22 protein-coding genes are annotated in these 25,539 nt (G+C 30.8%); 13 read left to right on the plus strand and 9 right to left on the minus strand.

Annotated features, from left to right (window positions below; all coding sequences use genetic code 11):
• Positions 1-197 precede the first annotated feature (197 nt).
• From BXU01_RS20735 to rpe, 7 genes are all read left to right on the plus strand, one after another.
• Positions 198-449: a hypothetical protein gene (locus BXU01_RS20735; protein WP_083695075.1), complete on the plus strand. Its 252-nt coding sequence runs from the start codon at positions 198-200 to the stop codon at positions 447-449.
• A gap of 195 nt (positions 450-644) precedes the next feature.
• Entirely contained in the window at positions 645-1,364 is a 720-nt protein-coding gene (locus BXU01_RS20740; RefSeq protein WP_083695078.1) for a hypothetical protein, read from the plus strand.
• Between the two features lie 19 nt (positions 1,365-1,383).
• Positions 1,384-4,122, plus strand: a complete 2,739-nt coding sequence (locus BXU01_RS20745) for a carboxypeptidase-like regulatory domain-containing protein (protein WP_083695081.1) — start codon at positions 1,384-1,386, stop codon at positions 4,120-4,122.
• A 6-nt stretch (positions 4,123-4,128) separates the two neighbouring features.
• Positions 4,129-5,355 (plus strand): DUF4249 domain-containing protein, encoded by a 1,227-nt coding sequence (locus tag BXU01_RS20750; RefSeq protein WP_083695084.1) that lies wholly within the window; start codon positions 4,129-4,131, stop codon positions 5,353-5,355.
• Positions 5,343-7,079: a hypothetical protein gene (locus BXU01_RS20755; RefSeq protein ID WP_083695087.1), complete on the plus strand. Its 1,737-nt coding sequence runs from the start codon at positions 5,343-5,345 to the stop codon at positions 7,077-7,079. Before BXU01_RS20750 ends, BXU01_RS20755 begins: the two co-directional genes overlap by 13 nt.
• 131 nt (positions 7,080-7,210) lie before the next feature.
• Positions 7,211-8,074 carry an RNA polymerase sigma factor RpoD/SigA gene (locus tag BXU01_RS20760; RefSeq protein ID WP_007804760.1) on the plus strand — a complete coding sequence of 288 codons (864 nt, stop codon included), beginning with the start codon at positions 7,211-7,213 and terminating at the stop codon, positions 8,072-8,074.
• Between the two features lie 346 nt (positions 8,075-8,420).
• Entirely contained in the window at positions 8,421-9,083 is a 663-nt protein-coding gene (rpe, locus tag BXU01_RS20765) for a ribulose-phosphate 3-epimerase (RefSeq protein WP_083695090.1), read from the plus strand.
• A gap of 84 nt (positions 9,084-9,167) precedes the next feature.
• On the opposite strand, the gene BXU01_RS20770 is transcribed toward rpe, so the two are convergent.
• Positions 9,168-10,007, minus strand: coding sequence for an AraC family transcriptional regulator (locus tag BXU01_RS20770; protein WP_206196634.1), 840 nt, complete (start codon positions 10,005-10,007; stop codon positions 9,168-9,170).
• 83 nt (positions 10,008-10,090) lie between these two features.
• On the opposite strand from BXU01_RS20770, the gene BXU01_RS20775 reads away from it, so the two are divergent.
• Positions 10,091-11,626: an MFS transporter gene (locus tag BXU01_RS20775; protein WP_083695092.1), complete on the plus strand. Its 1,536-nt coding sequence runs from the start codon at positions 10,091-10,093 to the stop codon at positions 11,624-11,626.
• Positions 11,627-11,642: 16 nt separating this feature from the next.
• Here the strand turns inward: BXU01_RS20775 and BXU01_RS20780 are convergent, their stop codons facing one another.
• Together BXU01_RS20780 and BXU01_RS20785 are read right to left on the minus strand one after the other, a co-directional pair.
• Positions 11,643-12,425, minus strand: coding sequence for a DNA/RNA non-specific endonuclease (locus BXU01_RS20780; protein WP_083695095.1), 783 nt, complete (start codon positions 12,423-12,425; stop codon positions 11,643-11,645).
• Positions 12,426-12,520: 95 nt separating this feature from the next.
• Entirely contained in the window at positions 12,521-14,707 is a 2,187-nt protein-coding gene (locus tag BXU01_RS20785) for a carboxy terminal-processing peptidase (protein ID WP_083695097.1), read from the minus strand.
• A 212-nt stretch (positions 14,708-14,919) separates the two neighbouring features.
• Here BXU01_RS20785 and surE point away from each other — a divergent pair, with 212 nt between their 5' ends.
• From surE to BXU01_RS20810, 5 genes are all read left to right on the plus strand, one after another.
• A complete protein-coding gene (gene surE, locus BXU01_RS20790) occupies positions 14,920-15,699 on the plus strand; it encodes a 5'/3'-nucleotidase SurE (protein ID WP_083695100.1) in 780 nt (259 codons plus the stop codon).
• Positions 15,692-15,964 (plus strand): hypothetical protein, encoded by a 273-nt coding sequence (locus tag BXU01_RS20795; protein ID WP_083695103.1) that lies wholly within the window; start codon positions 15,692-15,694, stop codon positions 15,962-15,964. Before surE ends, BXU01_RS20795 begins: the two co-directional genes overlap by 8 nt.
• 68 nt (positions 15,965-16,032) lie before the next feature.
• Positions 16,033-17,151, plus strand: a complete 1,119-nt coding sequence (lpxB, locus tag BXU01_RS20800; RefSeq protein ID WP_083695106.1) for a lipid-A-disaccharide synthase — start codon at positions 16,033-16,035, stop codon at positions 17,149-17,151.
• A 12-nt stretch (positions 17,152-17,163) separates the two neighbouring features.
• Positions 17,164-17,649, plus strand: coding sequence for a C40 family peptidase (locus BXU01_RS20805; RefSeq protein ID WP_083695452.1), 486 nt, complete (start codon positions 17,164-17,166; stop codon positions 17,647-17,649).
• Between the two features lie 56 nt (positions 17,650-17,705).
• Complete coding sequence (locus BXU01_RS20810) at positions 17,706-19,727, plus strand: ComEC/Rec2 family competence protein (RefSeq protein WP_083695109.1); 2,022 nt, start codon at positions 17,706-17,708, stop codon at positions 19,725-19,727.
• 16 nt (positions 19,728-19,743) lie between these two features.
• Here BXU01_RS20810 and BXU01_RS20815 read toward each other — a convergent pair whose 3' ends face one another.
• From BXU01_RS20815 to BXU01_RS20840, 6 genes are all read right to left on the minus strand, one after another.
• Entirely contained in the window at positions 19,744-20,193 is a 450-nt protein-coding gene (locus tag BXU01_RS20815) for a hypothetical protein (protein ID WP_083695112.1), read from the minus strand.
• Positions 20,194-20,452: 259 nt separating this feature from the next.
• Positions 20,453-20,893 (minus strand): hypothetical protein, encoded by a 441-nt coding sequence (locus BXU01_RS20820; protein WP_083695114.1) that lies wholly within the window; start codon positions 20,891-20,893, stop codon positions 20,453-20,455.
• A 274-nt stretch (positions 20,894-21,167) separates the two neighbouring features.
• Positions 21,168-21,620, minus strand: a complete 453-nt coding sequence (locus BXU01_RS20825) for a hypothetical protein (protein ID WP_083695455.1) — start codon at positions 21,618-21,620, stop codon at positions 21,168-21,170.
• A gap of 222 nt (positions 21,621-21,842) precedes the next feature.
• Positions 21,843-22,310, minus strand: a complete 468-nt coding sequence (locus BXU01_RS20830; RefSeq protein WP_083695116.1) for a thioredoxin fold domain-containing protein — start codon at positions 22,308-22,310, stop codon at positions 21,843-21,845.
• Between the two features lie 52 nt (positions 22,311-22,362).
• Positions 22,363-23,847: a peptide MFS transporter gene (locus tag BXU01_RS20835; protein ID WP_083695461.1), complete on the minus strand. Its 1,485-nt coding sequence runs from the start codon at positions 23,845-23,847 to the stop codon at positions 22,363-22,365.
• A 1-nt stretch (position 23,848) separates the two neighbouring features.
• Complete coding sequence (locus BXU01_RS20840; protein ID WP_083695458.1) at positions 23,849-25,525, minus strand: peptide MFS transporter; 1,677 nt, start codon at positions 25,523-25,525, stop codon at positions 23,849-23,851.
• Positions 25,526-25,539 lie beyond the last annotated feature (14 nt).

Below are 25,539 nucleotides of genomic sequence, written 5' to 3' on the forward strand. Positions count from 1 at the left end.
ACTTTTTTCAGGACGAGACAATATTATAAAAAACCTCTCCATATGGAGAGGTTTTTTTATTTAAAGAAATCTGTTCACCTACAAGTTTGTAGTATTTTTCATGACATAAAAAATGGCTCTCATGACATTTTTAATCTTCAAAGGGAAAATCAAAATTACATTTACCAATAAAAACCCCAAAATCAATATAACTATAAATGAGACTTGCAATAATCAAACAACCAGACATGAAGATTTTATCTGTTCTAAAAAAAATAAAAAATAATCCTTGGGTTGGCATTGCTGTTTCTTTGACACTAATTATTCCTAGTTTATACGAAATTCTTGATGATATAACTGTGCTAAGAAAAGAATACATCTTATTGGTTATCGCATTTCCGTTGTACATTAAATCATTAAAAAAAATATTTGATGATATGTTAGATGCCTACGATGATCTGTCTGAATAAAAAAGCTTGCCCTTTTTCATAAAAACACCTCAACTTAATTTTTAAGGATTGGTGTTTTTTTCATTTTAAACAATTGCTTATTTCTTTTCTTTTTAAGCTAAAAAATAAAAATCACAAATACATTTTAACAATAATATAGCTATTATTAACATTTATTTGATATTTTTGAAAAGCTAAAACCAAATAACCAATCCTTTGAAAAATATTCAAAAAAAGTCTCTTTACCTTATTCTATTTGGGATATTCTTAAACATTCACGGTTCTTATTGTCAAACAAGTCAGGAAATTTCAGTTTACAATTGGTTTGATAAAAACATTGGTGTAGAATCTTTAGACTTTGAAAATGGAGCCGCTCATTTAAATTTTGACAAAACAGTCAACAATGAAAATCGCTATTATATTTCTGAAGATTTTAAGAAAGGAAATATTCGTTATAACAATCAGGATTATTTTGATTTATTATTGAATTATGATATTTATAATGATGAGCTTGTTTTAAGACCTTACGGCGAATTAAATACTACAAAAATAAATATCATCAAGAACAATGTTAGTTCTTTTAAAATAGGAAATGAGAATTTTGTAAACCTGAAAACATTAAACTCAACTAGTTTTAAAAAAGGATATTATGAAGAAATCCCATCAGGAAACGGCATAACACTTTTTATAAAATATTATAAAGAGAAGAAAAAAATCAACAAAGCCGAGATTGATCTAATAGAATTTATACCAAAATATGATTTTCTGATTTTAAAAAACAATCAAGTTTACATGATAAATGATAAAAAAGAAATCATAACACTATTCCCAAATAGCAAGAAAAAAATAAATGATTTCTATGTTACCTACAGAAGCTTAAAAAAGGATAATAGCCCATTGTTCATCAAGAATTTATTGAAATATATTAATAATTAAAACCTGTTAAATTATCCAAATGAGAATATTTACTATCCTTTTATTATTTATCGGTTTTAATCAATTAATCTATTCACAAGATCAAAAAAACAGCATAAATCTTAATTATAACAATTCCAGTAGAATTGATGTTTTAAAAAAAATAGAAGCTTCTACGAACTATCGATTTTATTTTCAGGATGACTGGATTGATAAGAATGTCCTAATATCAGGAGATTACTCAAATAAAACCATACAGGAAATATTAAGTAAAGTTTTTGCAGATACTGATCTTAATTTTTTTATAGATAGAAATAAAATCATTTTAACTAAGAATAGCATTATCAATGACAAGTTCTCAAATGAAAAATCAAAGAATGGTAGTGTTCCGGTGTTTTTTCAACAATATGATTCTGTCACAAAAAACAAAACCGAATCAACTCCAATCGTATTAATAGGTAAAGAGACTACAGATCCGGATCTTGATCTGTATACTCTTTCGGGTCGCATAACAGATTTAAAGAATGAGAAACCTTTAGCAGATGTAACTGTAAAAGTAAAAAATACCTCCATTACAGCTATTACAAATAGTGAAGGATATTATAGCTTAAAACTTCCTACAGGATTGGCTACTATAGAAATTGAATCCGTATTATATAACAATACATCTCGTAAAATAATGATTTACAGTAACGGGACTTTAGATTTTTCTATAATAGAAAAAATAAATCAGCTAAAAGAGGTATTGGTAAAAGGAAAAAATAGTCAGAACATCAGAACCGCAATAACAGGTGTTACCACAATTGAAGCCGAAGGAGTAAAAACTGTTCCTTTAGTTCTGGGAGAAAGAGATGTTTTGAAAATTGCCCTAACTATTCCTGGTATAAAAACCGCAGGTGAAGGTTCTTCGGGATTTAATGTGAGAGGAGGAAAAGAAGATCAAAATTTAATGCTGCTTGATAACGGAACGATTTACAATCCGGCCCACTTATTTGGTTTTTTCTCATCTCTTAATCCTTATACTATAAATAAGGTAGATATTTATAAAGGAGGAATACCATCAGAATTTGGTGGTAGATTATCATCGGTTTTTGATATAATTTCTAAAAACGGAAATACAGAAAAATTTTCAGGTGAAGGAGGAATTGGTCCTGTAACGAGTAATCTTACTGCATCTATTCCTGTTGTAAAAGGAAAAGCCAGTTTATTATTAGGAGGAAGAGCTACTTATTCTGACTGGATTCTAAAATCTTTAGATAATGAAAACCTAAAAGATAGTCAGGCTTCATTTTATGATTTATTCGCAAAATATACCCACAAAATAAATAAGAACAACTCGATTGAAGGCACAGGATATTACAGTAAAGATAAATATAGCATAACTCCTGATTCCTTATACAAATACAGCAACAGACTTATTTCCTTAAAATGGAAACATTCTTTTAATGAAAAAAACAACAGTGAATTTAATGTTACAAACAGCGAATACAAATTCAGTATCGATTACGAATCTGTTAATCCTGAATCATTTACTTTCAAATATAAAATAGATGAAACTCAGGCAAGCCTGAAATTTAATAGTGAATTAAACAGTAAACATAAATTTACCTACGGTATATCAAGCAAATTGTATAAAGTTAATCCTGGAGAATTAGACCCTAAGGGGGAATCTTCATTAGTTAATCCGATCAAAATTGATGACGAAAAAGGACTGGAATCAGCCTTGTTTTTTTCTGATAAATTCAAAATCACTGACAAACTTTTATTAGACATTGGAGCAAGATATTCTTTATACGCAGCTTTAGGCACATCAACACAAAAAATTTATCAGGAAGGTGTTCCTATGACTCCTTCAACTGTTGTAGAAGAAAAAAACTATGGCAATAATGAAGTAATTAATACCAGTGGAGGCTTTGAACCAAGAATTGCTTTAAGATATGTTTTTGATGAAAGCTTGTTTGTAAAGGCCGGTTTTGACAAGAATTTCCAATACATCCACCTATTAACAAATAACACTACCCAATCGCCCACTGATACCTGGAAATTATCTGACCTGAATGTAAAACCAGAAAGCGGATTACAATATTCTCTTGGAGTTTTCAAAAAACTAGATTATGAAGATATTGAGTTAAGCCTGGAAGGTTATTACAAAACATCAAAAAATATACTGGATTACAAAGTTGGAGCAAATATTCTTTTAAATCAGGATTTAGAAACAGAGTTATTGCAAGGTAACGGAAAAGCGTATGGTGTTGAATTTTTGCTAAAAAAATCAACAGGAAGACTTAATGGATGGATTGGTTACACCTATTCCAGAACATTTATAAAATTGGATAGTCAATTTAATGATGAAAAAGTAAATAATGGCGCATATTTTCCAACAAATTTTGACAAACCTCACGATGTAAGTATTGTAATGAATTATAAGTTTACCCATCGCTATAGTTTTTCTTCAAATTTTGTATATCAAACAGGAAGACCAATAACATATCCTATTGGAAAATATTATTATAATGGTGCTGAATTCACCATGTATAGCGATCGAAACAAATACAGAATTCCAGATTATTACAGACTGGATATAGGTTTAAATATTGAAGGAAATCATAAAATAAAAAAATTAGCCCATAGTTTCTGGAATATTTCAATTTATAATGTATTAGGAAGAAATAATCCCTATTCAATCTTTTTTGTGACGAAAGAAGGTCAGGTAAAAGCTTATCAAACCTCTATTTTCTCTGTTCCAATACCAACTGTTACCTATAATTTTAAATTTTAAAAGATTATGAAAAAAATCTTACTACATAGATTTCTTGTAACAATAATGCTCGCATCGATATTTAGCTGTACAACACCATATAACTATCAGACCAATGGGTTTGAAGATGCTATTGTTGTAGAAGCAACTATCACAAATGAATATAAAAATCAAGAGATTAAACTGTCAAGAACATATAAACTTGAAGAAAAAACACCAAACTTTGAAAGCAAAGCGGTAGTTTATGTTACGGATGATATTGGCAATAAATACGAATTTAAAGAAAGTAATGAATCCTATATTTCTTTAACTCAATTTCAAGCCGCTGCAAACAGAACCTATCAATTGCATATACTTACCAAAGATGGAAGATCTTATATTTCCAGCTCAGAAAAATTACCGCAAGAAACCCAAATCGATAAATTAGAAGCTAAAGCAGTTACCAAAAATGAGCAACTTGGAGTAGAAATTACGGTAAGTAGTACAGATCCTACAAACAATTCAAGATATTACAAATACGAATATGAGGAAACCTATAAAATTGTTGCTCCTAAATGGTATTATGTAAAAGCGGTTCCTGTTTTTTTTGAACCCGGCTCGACCCCAAAAGGAAAAGTTGTTTTTGAAGAAAGAACGGAAGAGGCCAGAATTTGTTTCTCAAATCAACAATCAAATGAATTGATCCTAACCAATACCAATCAATTAACTGAAGATAAAGTGACTGATTTTCCTGTACGTTTTATTAGCAGCAAAGACCCTATTATCAAAAACAGGTATAGCATTTTAGTAAAACAATATGTTCAAACTCTTGCCGCTCATACTTTTTATGAAACCCTAAAAGAGATATCAAGCACCGGAAGTATTTTGTCACAAACCCAACCAGGTTTTTTTTATGGAAACATTCAACCAGTTGACAATCCGGGGGAAAAAGTGATTGGCTTTTTTAATGTTTCGTCTTATTCAGAAAAAAGATTGTTTTTTAACTTTGCAGACGTTTTCCCCGGGAAACCTTTTCCTGCTTATCAATATGATTGTCCGGCTCCAATCCCTGAATTAGAGATCGAAAATTATTTATACACCTATTGTTTTGGACAATCACCTATTTGTCAGGGAAATTTAATCCTGAATTTACTTGCTACAGGAACAAGATCGTACTTTCCTGACGAAAGCGGAGCCTATATATTGTACCCTATAGAATGCGGAGATTGCACTTCATTTTCATCAAACATAAAACCATCATTTTGGATAGATTAAAATATATATTACTCATAGCTTTAGTAATTAGTTTTCAGCAAATTTCGTTTGCCCAAAAAACCAATACTATAACTGAACTGAATGAAATAGATAAAAAGCTCAATGAATATCTTTATATCAGTACAAATGCTAATTCGTATTTAACCGGAGAAACTTTACTTTACAAGATTTTTTGCCTTTATAAGTCAACAAGTTCTGCTTCAAATTATAGTAAAATTGCTTATTTACAACTTGTAGACAGCAATAAAAAAACTGTTTTTACGCATAAATTGTTTCTTGAAAATGGAGTTGCTAATAGTGATTTTTTCATCCCGACAACTTTAGAAACCGGAAGCTATAAAATAATAGGATATACAAACTGGATGCTTAATAAAAAAGCCACCGAATATTGCAATATTGATATTTATATATTAAATCCATATAAAGCAAAACCAAAAAATACAATTTCTCAAAAAGAATCACCCATATCACAAATTGTAACTAATGAGAATATATCCTTCAACTTAAAAAGCAAAATATACCAGAACAGAGATTTGATCTCTTTAAAAATCAATACTAATTCTTCTGAATTTGCGACAGGTAATTATATGCTTTCAGTAAGAAAAGCAGATGGATTTTTATCTCAAAATAAAGTAAATTTTAAAGAATTGGAAACTTCTAATACCAATAAAAACGATGTTTCTGAAATTAATAATCCTGACTTTATATTACCGGAATTAAGAGGTGAAATAATTTCCGGATCCATATCGTCAACTAGTGCTGATATTAAAAACAAAAAAATTGCTCTTTCAATAACAGGTAAAAATTATAATTTAAAATTAACCAAAACAGATGCTCAGGGTAAATTCTTTTTTAATTTAGAAAAGCCTAATTCAGGCTCGAATATAGTTATTCAGATTATTGAAGATAACAAACAGGATTATACTATTGAAATCGATAAACCAAAGGATATTGATTTCTCAAATTTGACATTTCCGTCCCTTGAGTTCAATGCTGACTTTAAACAAAACATTTCCGAAAGGCTAATTTCGAGCCAAATAGAAAACGCTTACTATAATGTCAAAAAAGATATCATACTGGCGTCTACAGATACAATACCTTTTTATGGTAATTCATCAGCAGAATTTAAACTGGATGCTTTTACAAGATTTCCAACAATAGCAGAAACCATTACTGAGATTGTAAAAGGTACATACTTTACAAAAAACAAAAACAATTATGCTATTCATGTTTACGATTATGATCCTAATTATGAATCTGAAATACCTGCATTATTAGTTGTTGATGGTTTGATTATTGAAGACATTAATGAGCTTTTTGCTTATAACCCAAAAAAAATTGATAAAATTAATGTCGTAAAAGGTATTTATTATTATGGATCAAAATCCTTTAATGGTTTAGTGGTATTTACGACCAAAAATGGAGATTACGAAACCAAACTCAAAGGCAGTTTTATTATAAGACCTGAAATTTTAAGACCACAATCTAAAAAAGAATACTTTCAACCGGATTACAGGAATTCCAAAATTACGCGAATACCGGATTATAGACATCAGTTATTTTGGGCTCCAAAGGTTGATGTAAGAGATCCTAATTCAGAAATTTCATTTTACGCATCAGATGTATCCGGTAAGTTCGAAATAATACTTGAAGGATTTTCTTCTGGCGGAAAACCTGTTTTTATTAAAGAAATTATAGAAATAAAAGATTCTGAAATTAACTGAACCCCTTGATTATATCAATATAAAAAGATAAATTTTACAATAAAAAAGTTTTTTTTAAAAATAATTGTAACCTTTTCGCATCTCTTTACGTATAATAATATGTACACTTAAAAATTGAGGAGACAAAAAACATGAGACAACTTAAAATCACCAAGCAGGTAACAAATCGTGAAACTGCATCGTTAGACAAATACCTACAAGAAATTGGAAAAGTTGACCTAATTACCGCTGATGAAGAGGTAGAATTAGCACAAAGAATAAAGGCTGGTGATCAAAGAGCTTTAGAAAAATTAACAAAAGCCAACCTACGTTTCGTTGTATCGGTTGCTAAACAATATCAAAATCAAGGATTAACTCTTCCTGATTTAATTAATGAAGGAAACTTAGGTTTAATTAAAGCGGCTCAACGTTTTGATGAAACTCGTGGTTTCAAATTTATTTCTTACGCTGTATGGTGGATTCGTCAATCGATTCTTCAGGCTTTGGCAGAACAATCCCGTATTGTTCGTTTACCATTAAACAAAATTGGTTCTATCAATAAAATCAACAAAATGTATGCTTTATTAGAGCAATCTAACGAGCGTCCACCTTCTGCTGAAGAAATTGCAAAAGAACTTGACATGACTGTAAATGACGTAAAAGAGTCTATGAAAAACTCTGGTCGTCACTTATCTATGGATGCTCCTCTTGTTGAAGGTGAAGATTCTAACCTTTATGACGTTTTACGTTCTGGAGAATCTCCAAACCCAGACAGAGAGTTAATTCACGAATCATTACGTACTGAAATTGAACGTTCATTAGAAACATTAACTCCTAGAGAAGCTGATGTTGTTCGTTTGTATTTTGGTCTTGGCGATCAGCACCCAATGACTTTAGAAGAAATTGGAGAAACTTTCGACCTAACTCGTGAGCGTGTTCGTCAGATTAAAGAAAAAGCAATCCGCAGATTAAAACATACTTCAAGAAGTAAAATTCTTAAAACTTATTTAGGATAAATAATATTGATTTCAGGTTTAAAGTTTCAGGCTGTGAAAACAACTTGAAAACTTAAACTTGAAATTATTTTAACGCAAACAACAGTTTGATTGACTGTTCGTTTTTTGATTGATGATTGAAACTCCGGCTGATTACCGGAGTTTTTTATTTGCTTTTTTTCTAAACCATTAAGACTTTAAGTTCTATAAAATCATATCATCAATAAATTAATAATAAGCTAATTAAGTATGCAAAGCTTAATTCTATTAATAGCTTAAGGATTCAAAAAAATGAAATCTAATTTCACTGTAAACAAAACTAAAGTCTTACTTTTGCAAAAAATAACACAACACACAACTACACAAAATGAAGAATACACTTATTGCTCCTTCTGTTCTTGCAGCTGATTTTGCCAATTTACAACGTGATATCGAAATGATCAATAACAGTCAGGCTGATTGGTTTCATATTGATATTATGGATGGAGTTTTTGTTCCTAATATTTCTTTTGGAATGCCTGTTTTAGAAGCAATTTCAAGACATGCTAAAAAAACAATCGATGTACACTTGATGATCGTTGATCCGGACAGATACATAAAAACTTTTGCGGATTTAGGTGCAAATATTCTTAGCGTTCATTATGAAGCTTGTACACATTTACACAGAACACTTCAGGCTATTAAAGCTGAAGGAATGAAAGCAGGAGTTGCCATTAACCCTCATACTAATATTGATTTATTAGAAGATGTTATAAACGATATCGACTTAGTTTGTATTATGAGTGTGAATCCAGGTTTTGGAGGACAATCATTTATAGAAAACACTTATGACAAGGTTAAGAAACTTAAAGATTTGATTACTCGTAAAAATGCTTCGACAATTATTGAAATCGATGGCGGTGTAACCAGTAAAAATGCAAAACAATTAGTAGAAGCCGGAGCAGATGTTTTAGTTGCCGGAAATTTTGTTTTTAAAGCCGAAAATCCAACTCAGACTATTGCCGAATTAAAAGCTTTGACTGCTTTCTAAGTTTTATATGAGATAAAAAATACCAGCCGAAGATTTCTCTTCGGCTTTTTTTATAATCAAATTTAAAAAAACTGCATAAGAATATCAATTCACCAAAACTTTGGCTTTCCTATAACCAGTCAGGCTAATATTTTTATGCTTTTTAAAAAACTTATTAAGATGACTTTCGTCCGAAAAACCAAATTCTTCCACAATCTCATTAATTCTCTTATCACTAAAGCTTAAACGATGCTCAATAAGTCTAAGTTTGTAATTTGAAACAAAAGACTGTATTGTTTCTCCACAATGATTTTTGAAATAACTTCCCAAATAGGTTTCTGATATATCGAATTTAGCTGCTATAATAGAAATTTTTATTTTTTGAGGAAAGTAAATATTTGCCTGAATATAATTTATGATTTCCAAAACCCTTTTATCCGCACTTTCCTGCACTCCTTTTGGTTTTATTTTCGCAATATTTCTCGCAGCTATTACAATAAGTGCATTAACATAATGCGTAATTAAATCTTCATCATAAATATCCTTATTATTTATAGCATAAACTAATGATTCTGATATTGATTTAACAAGATATTCATCTGCTTTTCGTTTTAGAATACAACCTGACAAATGCGATGCATAATGCAATAAACATTCAATATGATCTATACTTTTTGATTTATATTCTCTTACATATTCACTGTTTAGTTTTACCAATAAAAACTCTGTGGGAGTACTAATATCAAATGTGTGGTAATCATTTGGCGTAAGCAACATTAGATTTCCTATTTGATAAGAAATTGCATTTCCATTAATATGAAGAAATCCAGAACCAGAAATAACATACACCATCTGAAAAAAACTTAACTGCAAATTCACCGCAGGACATTTATCTACCTTCTTGTAAATCACTTCAACTGATTGGTGCATGTTTTCTTTTATCATCCTGCAAAAGTACTTTTTTATACTTTAATTGTACTGATAAAGCAATATAATTCAGTTTATTTTTGCTTAAAATTAAATAAAAAATGAAACAAAAAATTTACTCAGGCAAAAATAATATCATTTTAATTGCTATTTGTCTCGCTACTTTAATGTTCTCTCTTGAAATTTCAAGTGTACCCGTAATTCTTCCAACACTAGAACAAGTACTAAACGCTAATCTTAAAGATATGCAATGGATTATGAATATTTATACCATAGGATGTACAACCGTATTAATGGCTGCCGGAACATTAGCTGATCGATACGGCCGAAAACGCATTCTTATAATCACTTTAATCTTATTTGGAATTTCGTCCTTAATTTGTGGATTGGCACAAAATGTAACTTTATTGGTAATAAGTCGTTTCTTTCAGGGAGTAAGCGGCGGTGCAATGCTAATTTGCCAGATCGCAACTCTGTCACATCAATTTCAGGAAGGAAAAGAACGCAGCAGGGCTTTTAGTATTTGGGGAATCATTCTTGGCGTTGGATTAGGTTTTGGTCCCATTATAGGAGGTGCAATTATCGCTATATTATCATGGCAATGGGTGTTTTTAATTCATGTACCTATTGCTATTCTTGCCATTATTCTTGTATATGGTTATGTTGAGGAATCTAAAGATTCCGATGCTAAAAAAATTGATATTTGGGGTATGATTTCCTTATCTATTTCTGTTTTTGGGTTAACCTATTTTATTACACAAGGACCAGATCTTGGTTTTACAAGCGCTGTAGGTTTGGGTATATTAGTTATTACATTAATAAGTTTCGTGCTATTTATATGGATCGAAAAAACAAATCCTTACCCAATGTTTGACTTTTCGGTATTTAAAATACGAAATTTTTCAGGTGCTATTTTGGGCTCAATTGGTATGAATTTTAGTTTTTGGCCCTTTATAATTTATTTGCCTATTTATTTTCAAAGTTATTTAAATTATGATGTAGTAGCTGTTGGTCTCTCTTTACTTGCTTATACCCTGCCAACTTTGGTGATTCCTCCTTTTGCAGAATATCTCTCGGTTCGATTTCACTCAGGAATTGTAATTCCATTAGGATTATTTGTTATAGGACTTGGATTTATAGTTATGAAATATGGTTGCAGCATAGAACATGCCAGTTGGCTTACCATGTTGCCAGGATGTTTACTTGCAGGAATTGGATTGGGTTTAACCAACACGCCTGTTACCAATACAACTACAGGATCAGTTTCTGCAAATCGTTCAGGTATGGCTTCAGGAATAGATATGAGTGCCAGGTTAATTACTTTATCTCTTAATATTGCTTTGATGGGCTATATTCTTGTAAAAGGAATTTTCTATTATTTAAACAATACTTTTTCAGGAACTGTTGATTCAAGAACGTTACAAACTATTGCTGAAAAAGTAGCTGCAGGAAACTTTTCATCTCTTAAGCAGGATTTCCCTCAATTAACCACATTAGACTTATCGCAATCTATTTTACATGCAGCTCTCGCTCACGGTTTCGAAATGGTTCTTTTATATGGCGGTATTGGCGTCTGGATTTTAGCAGTAATAAGTTTTATACTATTCAATAAAGGAAAATCACAAAGCAGTTCGTAATTAAATCTCAATAAATTTAAAAATCCTTAGTACTTTTTAAATTTTTTAGATTCGGGAAAAAATCAATTCCTGTCATTTTTTCGAGAGTTTCAATTGGAACTACAAAATCATAAAGTGATTTATCGCTATCTTTATTTGGAATCAAAAATGCAATTGCCTTATGCTCATTGCCTTTTTTAGCCAAAATAATTTTGTAAAAATATTTAGGAACAGATACTTTTTCTGTTCCTATTTTTTTATCTGAATCTTTCAAAATACCACCTGTTACTACATAAATATCATTGTATTTACCAGCCCAGTATCGTGTTTTTTGCTCTAAGCGATTCCAGATTCCGCTATTAAAATCGTGATCCTGAGGCGAAATATTCGAAGTGTAAAAAGTGTCATTATAAGCGTTTTCATTAAACTCCATATCTCCGGCAGGGCAAAGATGTCCTTTATCATATCCTGATTTCTTATAATTTCGCCAGTCGGCAGAACCAGTTGTCACACTTGGATCTTCAATAAAATAAGGACGTTTATAGTTTCCATTTTTCAAATACTCTTTCTTTAATTCATAAGCAACCCATTCAGCCTGTTCAAATTTCTCATTATAAGAAAGTGTATAATACTTGTGTTTTACAATTTGTTTGGTTGTCGAAGTTGGCAAATAAGTAAAATTATATAAAGAGTCACTACTATTTTGGTCAGAAACAAAAGAAGTTTCCTGATTCTGTATCACTTCATCCTTATCTTTTATTTCTTTTTTGCATGATACAAACAAAAAACCAATCAAACCTAAAACAATATAATTCTTCATTTATGCTGTATTTTATATTTAGTTAAACTTACAAAAAAAATGCTCCAAAAAGCAGCAGCTTTTGGAGCATTTTATAAATTAAATCAATAATTAAATTATGATTTTACGAGTTTATCTTTTTTCATTTTAGGAGAAACTGTCCCTTTTGCAACTCCGCCTTTTGATTGTAAATCATCTAAAACATTCAATGCTTCTTCAACATAAACATCTTTAGATAATGCCTGATGCCAAACATCTCTTTTCTCTTTCAGGGTTGCATCACTTTTCATTTCAAGTTCTTCGTATGGTAAAGATTTAAAAACCAGGCTATTTTTATATTCAGAAATTGGTTTGTATTTCTTCCCTTCATTCTCAACTTGTTCCTGAGTCGCTTTGAAACTATTAATGTTTAAGCTATAAGTGTTCTCTTTATTTTTAACATCAATCCATTTTGCGTTATCTTCAATCAATTTGAATTGCGCATTTTGTGCGATTCTGTTTTTACTATTCAAAATTGCTTTAGTAAAGTTTTCATTAGAAGCCCATGTGCTATAATCTGCAGGATCTATTTTATCCCAAGGCATTGCATTATCAATATCGCGTTCTCCCATTTTCAGGTAAGCATAACGATCTGGCATAACCACATCACTATGAACTCCTTCTAATTGAGTTGAACCTCCATTAATTCTGTAAAACTTTTGTCCGGTAATTTTCAAGGCACCTAAATCGCCATAGTTTGCATTACGAACAAACTGATTTAAATCAAGAACGTTTTGCACAGTTCCTTTTCCGTAAGTTTGTTTACTACCAATGATAACGCCACGTTTGTAATCCTGAATTGCAGCAGCCAAAATCTCTGATGCCGAAGCTGAGAAGCTATTTACCATAATTACTAATGGACCATCCCATTCGATTTTTTTATCTTTATCGTATAAAACTTCTTTCTTTTTACCGGCAGATTTTACCTGAACAATTGGTCCTTCTTCAATAAATAAACCAGCGATATCAACAACTGTAGACAAAGATCCACCGCCATCGTCACGAACATCCAGTACAATACCATTAATATCTTCTTTTTTCAGTCTTTCAACTTCAAGAGCGATATCTTTTCCGGCATCACGTCCATCTTTATTTTCAAAATCAATATAAAATTTAGGCAAATAAATAACCCCGTATTTCAATCCGTTTCTTTCTACAATACTAGATTTAGCGTATGTTTCTTCAATTTCAACTACATCTCTTATGATCGAAATTACTTTAATAGTTCCATCTACTTTTTTAACTGTAAGTTTTACTTCAGTTCCTTTATGTCCTTTAATTTTTTTCACAACATCATCTAAACGCATCCCTACAACATCTACAGGTTCTTCGTTTCCTTGTGCTACTTTCAAAATTAAATCTCCGGCTTCAAGTTGTTTTCCTTTCCATGCAGGACCTCCAGAAATCAATTCATCTATTTGGGTAAAATCATTTTTCTTGGTTAATCTGGCACCAATACCTTCTAATTTTCCACTGATATTAACATCAAAACGATCTTTTTCTTCAGGGGCAAAATAGCTTGTATGCGGATCAAAACGAGTCATTATTGAATTTACATAAACAGAAAACCAATCTTCTTTATTTAAATCCTTAATAAGACTAAAATTGTCGTCTAATGATTTTAATGAACTCTCACGGGTTTCTTTTTCTAAAGTTTCGAAAGTTTTTACTTTGTATTCAGGATCTGTTTTCTTTTTATCTTCTTCTAACTTTTGTTTTGTTACAAGTGACGAAAGTGTCGATAATTTAATTTGTTTTCTCCATCTTTCATTGATCTCTGTTGCATTTTTTGCGTAAGGCAGCTTATCATAATCGGCATTAAATGTTTCATCAACATCATAATTAAATGGCTGCGCTAAAATAGTCTTATAACGTTTTTTGCTTTCTTCCATACGTTTCATCAATCTTGTATAAGTAAGATTGAAAAAAGTCAGGTCTTTGTTCAAAAACTGATCGTCTAATTGCAACTCATATTGCTTGAATTCATCAATATCAGATTGCAAAAAGAATCTTTTAGAAGGATCTAATGCTTCAATATAATCTTTAAAAATTCCTTTAGAAAACTCATCGTTTATTTCTGCAGGGCTATAATGTCCTTTTTCAATAACGAACGCAAGTAATTCTAAAAGTGTTTTATCTCTGTTTGGATCCGGATCAGCATTCTTATCTGCATTAATTTTAAAGGCAAATAAGGTTAAAGACAAGCATAATACGGCTATAAGTATTTTATAATTTCTTTTCATAAACTTAATAATAGCATTCATCAAATTTTTTAATCTAAGTTAACTGTAAAAATTGTGCCAAGTTGCCAAGTTGACTATAATTTTTTGTTAAAGATATAAAAATGTTTGATGTTCAAAAGTCTTCTTTAATTTAGTTTACAATTTTTATCTATTTGTTAGTATTCTACCAAAATCTGTTACTACATTTGTTTTTACAAGCTTTAATTTTGACAAATCAGAACAAGAATCTCCTCATGAAAAATGAAAAACCTTTAATATTAGTTACGAATGATGATGGAATTTTAGCTCCCGGAATCAGAGCTTTGATAAGTGTTATGGAAACCATTGGTGATGTTATTGTTGTGGCTCCGGATAAACCTCAAAGTGCAATGGGACATGCGATTACCATCAATAACACTTTATTTCTGGATAAAATCTCAAAAGAAGAAGACCTAATAACTGAATATAGCTGCTCCGGAACTCCTGTTGATTGTGTTAAGCTGGCAGTAAATGAAATTTTAAAGAGAAAACCGGACTTATGTGTCTCCGGAATTAATCATGGTTCAAATTCTTCTATAAATGTCATTTATTCGGGAACTATGAGTGCCGCTGTCGAAGCCGGAATTGAAGGTATTCAGGCAATAGGTTTCTCCTTATTAGATTTTGACTGGAATGCAGATTTTGAACAAATAAAATCATTCGTAAAAAAAATAACCTTAGAAACACTAAAAAACAAATTACCTCCGGGAGTTGTTCTGAACGTAAATTTTCCAAAATTAAAAGAAAAAGAAATTAAAGGAATCAAAATTTGTCGTCAGGCAAAAGCTTATTATGCCCAAAAATTCGACAAACGACAAACTCCTTACGGAAAAGATTATTACTGGCTTACCGGAAAATTTACAAATGAGGATCAAGGCGAAGATACAGATGAATGGGCGTTAGAAAATGGATACATCTCTGTAGTTCCCGTGCAATTTGATTTGACTGCACATCATTCTATGCAGCAACTTAATACCTGGAATTTAAATGAATAAAAAAGATCTTTTAATTGGTTTTATAATTGGAATTTTCACTGCATTATTGGGCAGTTATTTATTCATCTCTTTTTTTACAAAGTTTGATATTTCTACTGGATTTCAAACCATAAGACAACAAGGATATTTAGGAAAAGTAATTACTATAGGTACCGTTTTAGATCTTGCCGTTTTTGGTATTTTACTAAAAAGAGATAAAGAACTTATGGCAAGAGGTGTAGTTTTGGCTGTGATTGTTTTAGCGATTTCTACTTTATTTATTTAAATCTTATCTTTGCTTTGCAAAAATTGCTGTGTTTTTAATTATCAAAATACACTTTCAATACAATTCATATGAAATATTACATAATAGCTGGTGAAGCCTCTGGAGATTTACACGGTTCAAATTTAATGAAAGCTATATACGAAGAAGATCCTCAGGCCGATATTAGATTTTGGGGAGGAGATTTAATGCAAAAAGCAGGAGGAACTTTAGTAAAACATTATCGTGAATTGGCTTTTATGGGTTTTGTTGAAGTGATTTTTAATCTAAAAACCATTTTGAACAATATTAAAATTTGCAAAAAAGACATTCTGGAATTCAAACCTGATGTTTTGATTTTTATCGATTATCCCGGTTTTAATATGCGAATTGCAAAATGGGCAAAAGCCTTAAATTACAAAACACATTATTATATTTCGCCTCAAATTTGGGCGTGGAAAGAAAACCGAATCAAAGCGATCAAGCAAGACGTTGATAAAATGTTTGTGATATTGCCTTTCGAAAAAAGCTTTTATGAAGACAAACATCACTTTCCGGTAGATTTTGTTGGACATCCTTTAATTGATGCCATCCAGAATCAACCAGCTTTTGATGAAACTGTATTTAGAAAAGAAAATCAATTGGGCGAAAAACCTATTATTGCGGTTTTACCCGGAAGCCGTAAACAAGAAATTACAAAAATGTTGAGTGTTATGCTTAGTGTTGTTGACGATTTTCAGGATTATGAATTTGTAATTGCTGGTGCTCCAAGTCAGGATTTCGAATTTTACCAGCAGTTTATCAGCAATAAAAACATCAAATTTATTTCGAACAAAACGTATGATTTACTTCGTTCGTCAACGGCAGCGCTTGTAACTTCAGGAACTGCAACGCTGGAAACTGCTCTTTTTAAAGTTCCGGAAGTTGTTTGCTATAAAGGAAGTTCTATTTCATACCAAATTGCAAAACGTATTATTACGCTAAAATACATTTCGCTTGTTAATTTAATTATGGATCAGGAAGTTGTTACAGAATTAATCCAGAGCGAATGCAATACAAAACGTATTAAAGAAGAGTTAGAAAAATTATTAGAACCACGCTATCGCGAGAAACTGCTTAAAAATTATGATATTTTGGAACAAAAATTAGGCGGAGTTGGTGCGAGTAAAAAAACAGCAAAGCTTATTGTTACTGATTTAAAACAAGTTTAAATATTGATTGGTTTGAAAAAAATAATTCTCTTTTTGCTTTTAGTTCTGTTTTTTGCTTCTTGCAAATCGACTTCTACCGCTGTTAGCAAAAAAGAATCTAAGAAAGAAAACAGAAATTTAGTAAATAATCTAATTGACAAAGCTACTGCTAATATTGGCGTAAGATATAAAGCGGGCGGAACAACAAAAAGCGGCTACGATTGTTCCGGATTGGTATTTACTACATTTGAGTCTGAAGATATCAAACTGCCAAGAAGTTCTTATGATCAGGCAAAAATTGGAAAAATAATCAAATTTAACGATGCTAAAAAAGGAGATTTAATTTTCTTTAAAACAAACAAAAGCAAACAAATTAATCACGTTGGACTTATTACCGAAGTTAATTCTAATGAGATCAAATTTGTACATTCCTCTACATCAAAAGGAGTTATAATATCCTCTACAAAAGAGCCTTATTATCAAAATTCTTTTGTGCAGATTAATCGAATTGTAGAGTAAATTCAATTAAACAAAATATATCTTTTTTCTTACAAAATATTTAATACTTTTAGCAAATGAAAGTATTAAGTTTCCCTTTGACCAAAATCACAATTTGGTTTCTATTTGGTATTATATTTTGTTATTACTGCAGCCCTTGCCTTGATATTGTTTTGGCTATATCTATTGTTTGCATAATTTTATTTTCTATTTCTTATTTTCTAATCAAACGAAATAAAAAATTTAATCCCATTTTTGGAGTCAGCGCTTATTGTGTGTCTTTTTTTATTGGCGTAACAACTTTATTACTTCATACGAATTCACTTCAAAAATCGAATTATATACATTGCAAAAAAGCATTTGAAAACCCTCAGATCCTAACATTTACGCTATGCGAAAAACTCAAAAGCAATACGTATAACGACAGATTTACAGCATTCATAAATATAATAAACAACAAAACGTATTCCGGTAAAATAATTGTTAACATTCAAAAAGACAGCCTTCAAAATCCTATTATAGGAAGCGTAATAAAGGTTAATACTATTTTACTGGGAAATACTCAAAGTAAAAATCCAAATCAATTTAATTACAGTAAATATCTTGAAGACAAGCAAATTTATGCACAAGTATACATTAGCAAATCTGAGATCAGTATTAACAAAAAATTCAAAAAAGACATCTGGTATTATTCCGGAAAGCTGCATTCCAGGATTGTAAAAAATCTTGAAACAGCTCATTTTAATAAAGAAGAAATGAACGTTGCCCTTGCACTGATTTTAGGACAACAACAAGATATTTCATCAGAGATTATTCAGGATTATCAATATTCAGGTGCAACACATATTCTTTCAGTGTCAGGATTACACGTAGGCTTTATTATGTTGTTTATTAATTTTATTTTAAAACCAATACCTAATACCCGAAGAGGTTCATTGATCAAATTAATATCGATTCTAATTTCCTTAACGATTTTTGCTGTAATCTCAGGTTTATCACCATCTGTTTTACGCTCTGTTGTAATGTTTTCATTTTTAGCTACCGGAAATCATTTACGCAGAAGCGGGAGTATTTACCACACTTTATTAGTCTCGATGCTTTTAATATTACTTTTTGAACCTTATTTTTTATTTGATGTAGGTTTTCAATTAAGTTATCTGGCATTACTCTTTATAGTTTGGCTGCAACCATTGTTAAAACGTATATGGACACCAAAAAAGAAAATTCTAATCACGATCTGGAATGCATTAACCGTATCGTTTGCAGCACAAATAGGCACATTGCCATTGTGCCTGTATTACTTTCATCAATTTCCGGGACTTTTTTTCGTTACAAATATTGTTATCATTCCAATCTTGTCTTTTATAATGATTGCAGGAATTATAGTAATGATATACGCAGTCTTTACTTCACCCCCAATATTTATAATCGAAATTTTCGAAAAAAGCATTTATCTTCTAAACAAAACAATACATATTGTCGCCTCGTTCGAATGGTTTGTGATACGGGATATTAGTTTTAATTTCTATTTTTTACTAACTTTTTATTTGTTTATTATTGCTGCAATTGTTTGGAACAAAAAACCGGATTATACCAAATTTGTAGCTTTTCTAATTACAGTTATTTTATTGCAAATCTCTTTTATCTTCACCAAAAAAGAAATTGAAAGCAAACATGAATTAATTGTTTACAATACAAAGAAGAATACCTTGATATCTGAGAGAAGAGGAAAAAATATTATAATTTTTACATCTGATACTATTTCAAAAAATAATATTTTAAACACGTACTTAGTTGGGAATTTTGCTCAATTGAAATCAACTTATAAAATTAAAAACACTTTATTTTTCAATGGAAAAAAAATAGCAGTAATTGACAGTTCAGGAATTTATGCTGCTAAAACACAACCAGATATATTAATTCTTACGCAATCACCCAAAATAAATTTAGAGCGTATTCTGAATGATTTACAGCCAAAAATTCTAATTGCAGATGCATCTAACTCTTATAATATGCAGAAAATATGGAGAATAACGTGTCTTAAAAAAAATATCCCTTTTCATGCAACAAACGAAAAGGGATTTTATAGATTAAATTAATGACCAACAAACTTGCTTATTCTCCGTTCAAGATCATTTTAGCATCTGATATCCATTTTTTTGCTCCTCCAAGTTTATATTCGAGCAAACCAAGTTTATTAATTGTGGGTTTGTTTTTTCTAATAGATGCTGTAGCAAGACAAACCTGAGTTAGTTCTTCGATACCTAATGCATCTTTCAATTTACTATTTTGTTCTCTTTCTTCGTTTGATAATGCCGAATCTGACAGATCAAGTTTTAGCAAAACAACATTATTATCTGACCAGTCTGCAAAATCAGTAGTTGCAAAAACCTCATTTTGTATTTTCTGAGAAATACCAGATGAAGTAAACAATATCAATAAAGGTTTTCTTTGTTCGTCACTGGATATAATAGCTTCGTTCATATTTGTTTTCCAGACTAAACTCTGAGAATGCAGAAAAAATGAACCTAAAAAAAATAGTAGAGTAAGTAGTTTTTGTTTCATGTTAGTTTAGTTTTTATTGTATTTATTTGACTAATTTAACACAAATAATACAAAAAATAAACACAAAACAACATTTTGCAAATTAAAAAATAACAAAAATAAATATTAAGCAACAAAATCGCAACAAATCGAATAAATAAGAAAAAAATTGCACTATAAATATTAAAGTATTGATTAGCAACAGAAAACCATAAATAAAAAAATCCCTTATTGTTACAGAACAATAAGGGATATGAATTTAAAGACATTTACTAAATTATTATGGATTCAAGATCAAATTGGCATCATTTATCCAGCCTTTTGCTCCTCCCGGTTTATAAGGAACAAGACCCAGATTATTAAAAGTTGTTTTTCCTTTTCTAACAGATGCCATTAAAAGACACGCCTGTGGCAATTCATCGATACCTAATGCATTTTTTAATTTTACATTTTGATCTTTTACAGTCTCAGATACATTGGCGTCAGACAAGTCAAGTTTAACTAAAATAACATTATCACGCGACCAAACCACAAAATCCGGTGTTCCAAAAATTTCGCTTTGAAATTTCTGCGAAACACCCGCCGCAGTAAAATAAATTAACAAAGGTCGTTTTTGTGTATCACTTGCAATGATAGCGTCATTCATATCGGTCTTCCAAACTTGTGAATGCAGAAAAAACGAACCTAAAAAAAATAGTAAAATAAGTAGTTTTTGGGTCATATTAAATTGGTTTTAAGTAGGTTTACGCGACTAAATTAACATAATATCTGAACCAAACAAATGATATTAGAACAAAAAATAGAGAAAAAATAACTAAAACAATAATTCATTAAAAAAATCTCAATTTTTTAGCAAAATGAAAAAAAATAGTGGCTTAAAAAACAAAATCACAATTACAAATATTGATTGATACATAAAAAAATCCCTTTTCACCCGTAAAGCGAAAAGGGAACCTACAAATTAAACTAAGAAACTACTTAATTTAAATTTAATTTTATTCACTAGGATGCAAAATTGAATTTGATTCTGCGATCCATACTTTTGCACCACCTGGCTTATAGGCGATTTTTCCTAAAGCACTAAATGTTGTTTTATTTTTTCTAATTGAAGCACTTGCAAAGCATACTTCTGGTAAATCCTGAACACCAAATGCATTTTTTAATTTTACATTCTGTTCTTTATCACTATCATCTGCTGTGTTATCAGATAAATCTAATTTTACAAGGACAACGTTATCACGTGACCATACCGCAAAATCCGGCGTTTTAAAAACTTCGTTCTGAAGATTGTCCGGTACACCTGAGGCAGTGAATAAAATCAACATTGGTTTTCCTAGTTCATTACTTATTGCAATAGCATCAGTCATGTTTGTTCTCCAAACTAGATTTTGCGAATGCAGAAAATATGAACCTAAAAAAAATAGTAGGATAAGTAATTTTTTAGTCATAGTATAATGTTTTTGGTTAGTATAGCATGACGAAATTAACATATTATTTTAATTTTCCAATTTTTATTAATACAAAAAATACATTATGTGTTTTTTTTATTGCAAAAAAATATCAAAGTCCTAAAAACACAAAAACAAATGAATAACTTTTCTTACTAAACAAAAAAAACTCCTTACAATATGTAAGGAGTTTTTATAAAACTGTATAGATTTTTTATTCGCTTATGATTTTTTTGGATGAACAATTCCTTCAGCAACTGTTAACCAGGCAGATGGACCACCGGCAACATAACCTGTTTGACCAAGACCTTTAAAATTAACTTTTCCATCCTTTGACTCAGCACTTGTAAAAAACACCGTAGGGAATCCCTGAATGCCAAATGCCTGCTGTAACTCGTTATTCTGATTTTTAAGCTCAGGTGTCTGAGGTGTTCTTCTAGGATAATCTAATTCAACTAAAATAACATTATCCTTAGCCCATTTAGTAAATTCAGGTGTTTTTAAAACTTCATTTTGCAAACGAATGCACCAACCACACCAATCACTTCCGGTAAAAAACATTAACATTGGTTTTTGCTCTTTATTACTTACGGTAATTGCCTCTCTTACATCAGTATACCATTTTAGTTCTTGAGCTTGTGTTGCAAATGCCCCAACTAAAAACAATGTTATTAAAAATATTTTTTTCATTTTTATTTTATTTTCGACAAATTTAAACAAAAAAAGAATCGCTCAATACGGTCTATTTTACTTCTTGCATTAATTTTTTAATAATTGGCGAAATTGCAATTAAAATAACTCCTGCAACAAGCGAATAAATTGCCAATTGATAATATCCTTCTGTATACGATTGTAACTTAGACAATAAAGTATCTCCTGTATTTGATCTTGAAATTTCAGCTCCTAACTTTCCTGCAAATAATTGTCCAAATGCACTGGCCAGAAACCACAATCCCATCATCATACCAAACAATCTTTTTGGAGATAATTTAGTAATAATCGACATCCCGATTGGTCCTAAACAAAGCTCCCCGATTGTTGTTACCAGATAAGCAAAAGTAAACACGTTTAAAGATGCAATACCTTCTGAATTTGCAAAAAACTTTGTTAGATAAAAAATATAAAACGAAGCTCCAAGAAATAAAAATCCAATTCCGAACTTAATCAATGTATTGGGCTCAATTCTTCTTTTTCCAAGCCAAAGCCACAATAAACCAATAATAGGACTTAAAACCACCACAAAAAAGGTGTTCGAACTATTGTTTACTACATTAGGATCTATTGTAAAAAATAATAATTTATCACTAAGGTTGTCCTTTGCAAAAAGCGACAACGAACCTCCACTCTGCTCATAAATAGCATTAAAAAGCAAATAAAAGAATACAAATAAAAAGGCTGCAAAAAGCTTTTTCTGCAACTTTATATCCCCAAGTTTAATCAGTTCATACGTAAAATACAAAACAGCAACTACCCCAATTGTATACATGAAATAATCCGTGTAATCTGTATTCTTAACCATTATAAAAATGAATGGTAAACTTAATATCGAAATAGTATATACTGCAATTTCACGGATTCTTCTTTTAGCAGGTTCTAAATCCAATAACGGAGAATCCCCAATTGGTCCAAGATATTTTTTAGTAAATAAAAAGGTAACCAAACCTAAAAACATTACTACCGCTGCGGATAAAAAGCACAATTGCCAAGAGTAATATTTCCCTAAATAAATACACAAAGCACCTCCTAAAAGACCTCCTACATTTATTCCGGCGTAAAACATTCCGTAACCTGCATCTCTTCTACCGTCGTCTTCATGATACAATTCTCCTACCATCGAAGAAACATTAGGTTTAAAAAAACCTGTTCCGATAATCGAGAAAGCAATACCGTAATAAAACATGGTCTGCGGAGAAAAGGCAATCAAAAGATTGCCCAGAATCATAACGATTCCTCCAAAGAATAATGACTTTTTGAACCCTAAAACCTTATCAGCAAAAATACCGCCAATAAAAGTAAAGGCATATACAAAAGCCTGAATAGCTCCGTATTGCAAATTGGCATGTTCATCTTTTAATAAAAGCTGATCTACCATAAAAAAGGTAAGAACACCACGCATTCCGTAAAAACAGAAACGTTCCCACATTTCAACAAAAAACAAATACCACAATTGTTTTGGATAATTGCCCTTAAAATTCTGAATTTCTTCTAATGTTATTGTTTTCTCCATTTTATCTAACGCCATGCATCATTTTTTTCAAGAACGGAGTCAAAGCGAATAATACTATCGCAGCAATACCTGTAAGCACAACAAATACCATAAAAAACTCATATAAGTTATGAATTTCGAATCCTGCAAAAAAGTGGTTATGAGCGCTAATTTGATGTTTTTCTAAAAGAGATAATTGTTCTGTAGTTGGCACTACTTTGTTATCTAAAACTGCCTGAAGATCGATACCTAATTCTTTTGCTTTTGCAAATTTATCTCCTGTTGCCGGTAAAATAGATCCTAATGTTCCTCCTAAGGCATAACCGGACGCATTAGACAAGAAAAATACTCCGTATAATAAAGAAGCAAAACGTTTTGGAGACAATTTACCTACCAATGATAAACCAATTGGCGATAAACATAACTCAGCACAAGTATTTAAGAAATACAATAAGATAAGCCATTTTACCAATAACAATCCTGATGTCCCAATATAAGAAACCTGAGTTGCGATCATAAAGAAACTAATAGAAATCACCACTAATCCTACAGCAAGTTTTACTGGAGATATTGGTTCTTTGTCTTTTGCTCTTAAAGTATCCCAAAGTATACTAAAAGGCACTGCTAATATAACTACAAACAATCCGTTGAAAATCTGAACCATTGACGGAGGCATTTGCCAGCCAAAGAAATTCCTGTCTGTTTGATTGTCTGCAATAAAAGTTAATGATGAACCAGCTTGTTCAAAAGCCGCCCAAAAGAAAATAATAAAGAACGAAACAATATAAATAACTATAATTCTGTCTCTTTCAATTTTTGTTAATGAAGTATCAGAAATAATTAATCCTGCCAATGATATACCACTTGAGTAAATTAGTGTATAAATCAAGTTTTGACCTACAACATAATGAAAAAAGAATCCTAGTGCAATAAATGCAATTCCGGCAATTGTCAAAGCTTTATTAGAAAAATTAGCTTTTTGCGCTTCTCCTTCTTCAAAATCAGAAGCATCGTTTTTAGAAGGCAAACCTCCTAATGGTTTTCCTTCAGGAGAAACTACATATTTATTTTTCAAAAAGTAAAAAAGAATAGTTCCTAAAAGCATTGCAACAGAAGCTGCCATGAATCCCCATCTAAAAGCATGAATATCTCTAATTCCTCCGGCATCTTTTACATCTCCTAACAAAGGACAAATAGACTGACCTAAGAAAGCTCCAATATTAATTCCCATATAGAAAATAGTAAAAGCACTATCTAATTTTGTTTTTTCCTGTTTAGGATATAAACTCCCAACCATACTTGAAATATTTGGCTTGAAGAATCCGTTACCAAAAACGATAACTCCTAATGCAGAATACATAACAATTTTTGCCAAAGGTAAATTAGCTTCAAAAATACTTCCGCTCGTAAAAAGCAACATTTGGCCTATTGCCATCAATAAACCACCTAATATAATACAGTTCCTGTTCCCTAAAAAACGATCGGCAACAAAACCTCCCAACATTGGTGTTAAGTAACAAAGTCCAAGGAAACCTCCATAAATTAAAGACGCTTCTTCTTCTTTCATCAATAATGAATTCACAAGAAATAAAGTTAATAAAGCTCGCATTCCATAAAAATTGAATCTCTCCCACATCTCCGTTCCAAACAATACCCAAAGTCCTTTTGGATGCGCCGTTTTTACTTGAGTTTCTCCCATATTATTCATTATTT

The sequence above is a fragment of the [Flexibacter] sp. ATCC 35103 genome (genome assembly GCF_001975985.1).
In the GTDB taxonomy this organism is placed as follows: Bacteria; Bacteroidota; Bacteroidia; order Flavobacteriales; family Flavobacteriaceae; genus Flavobacterium.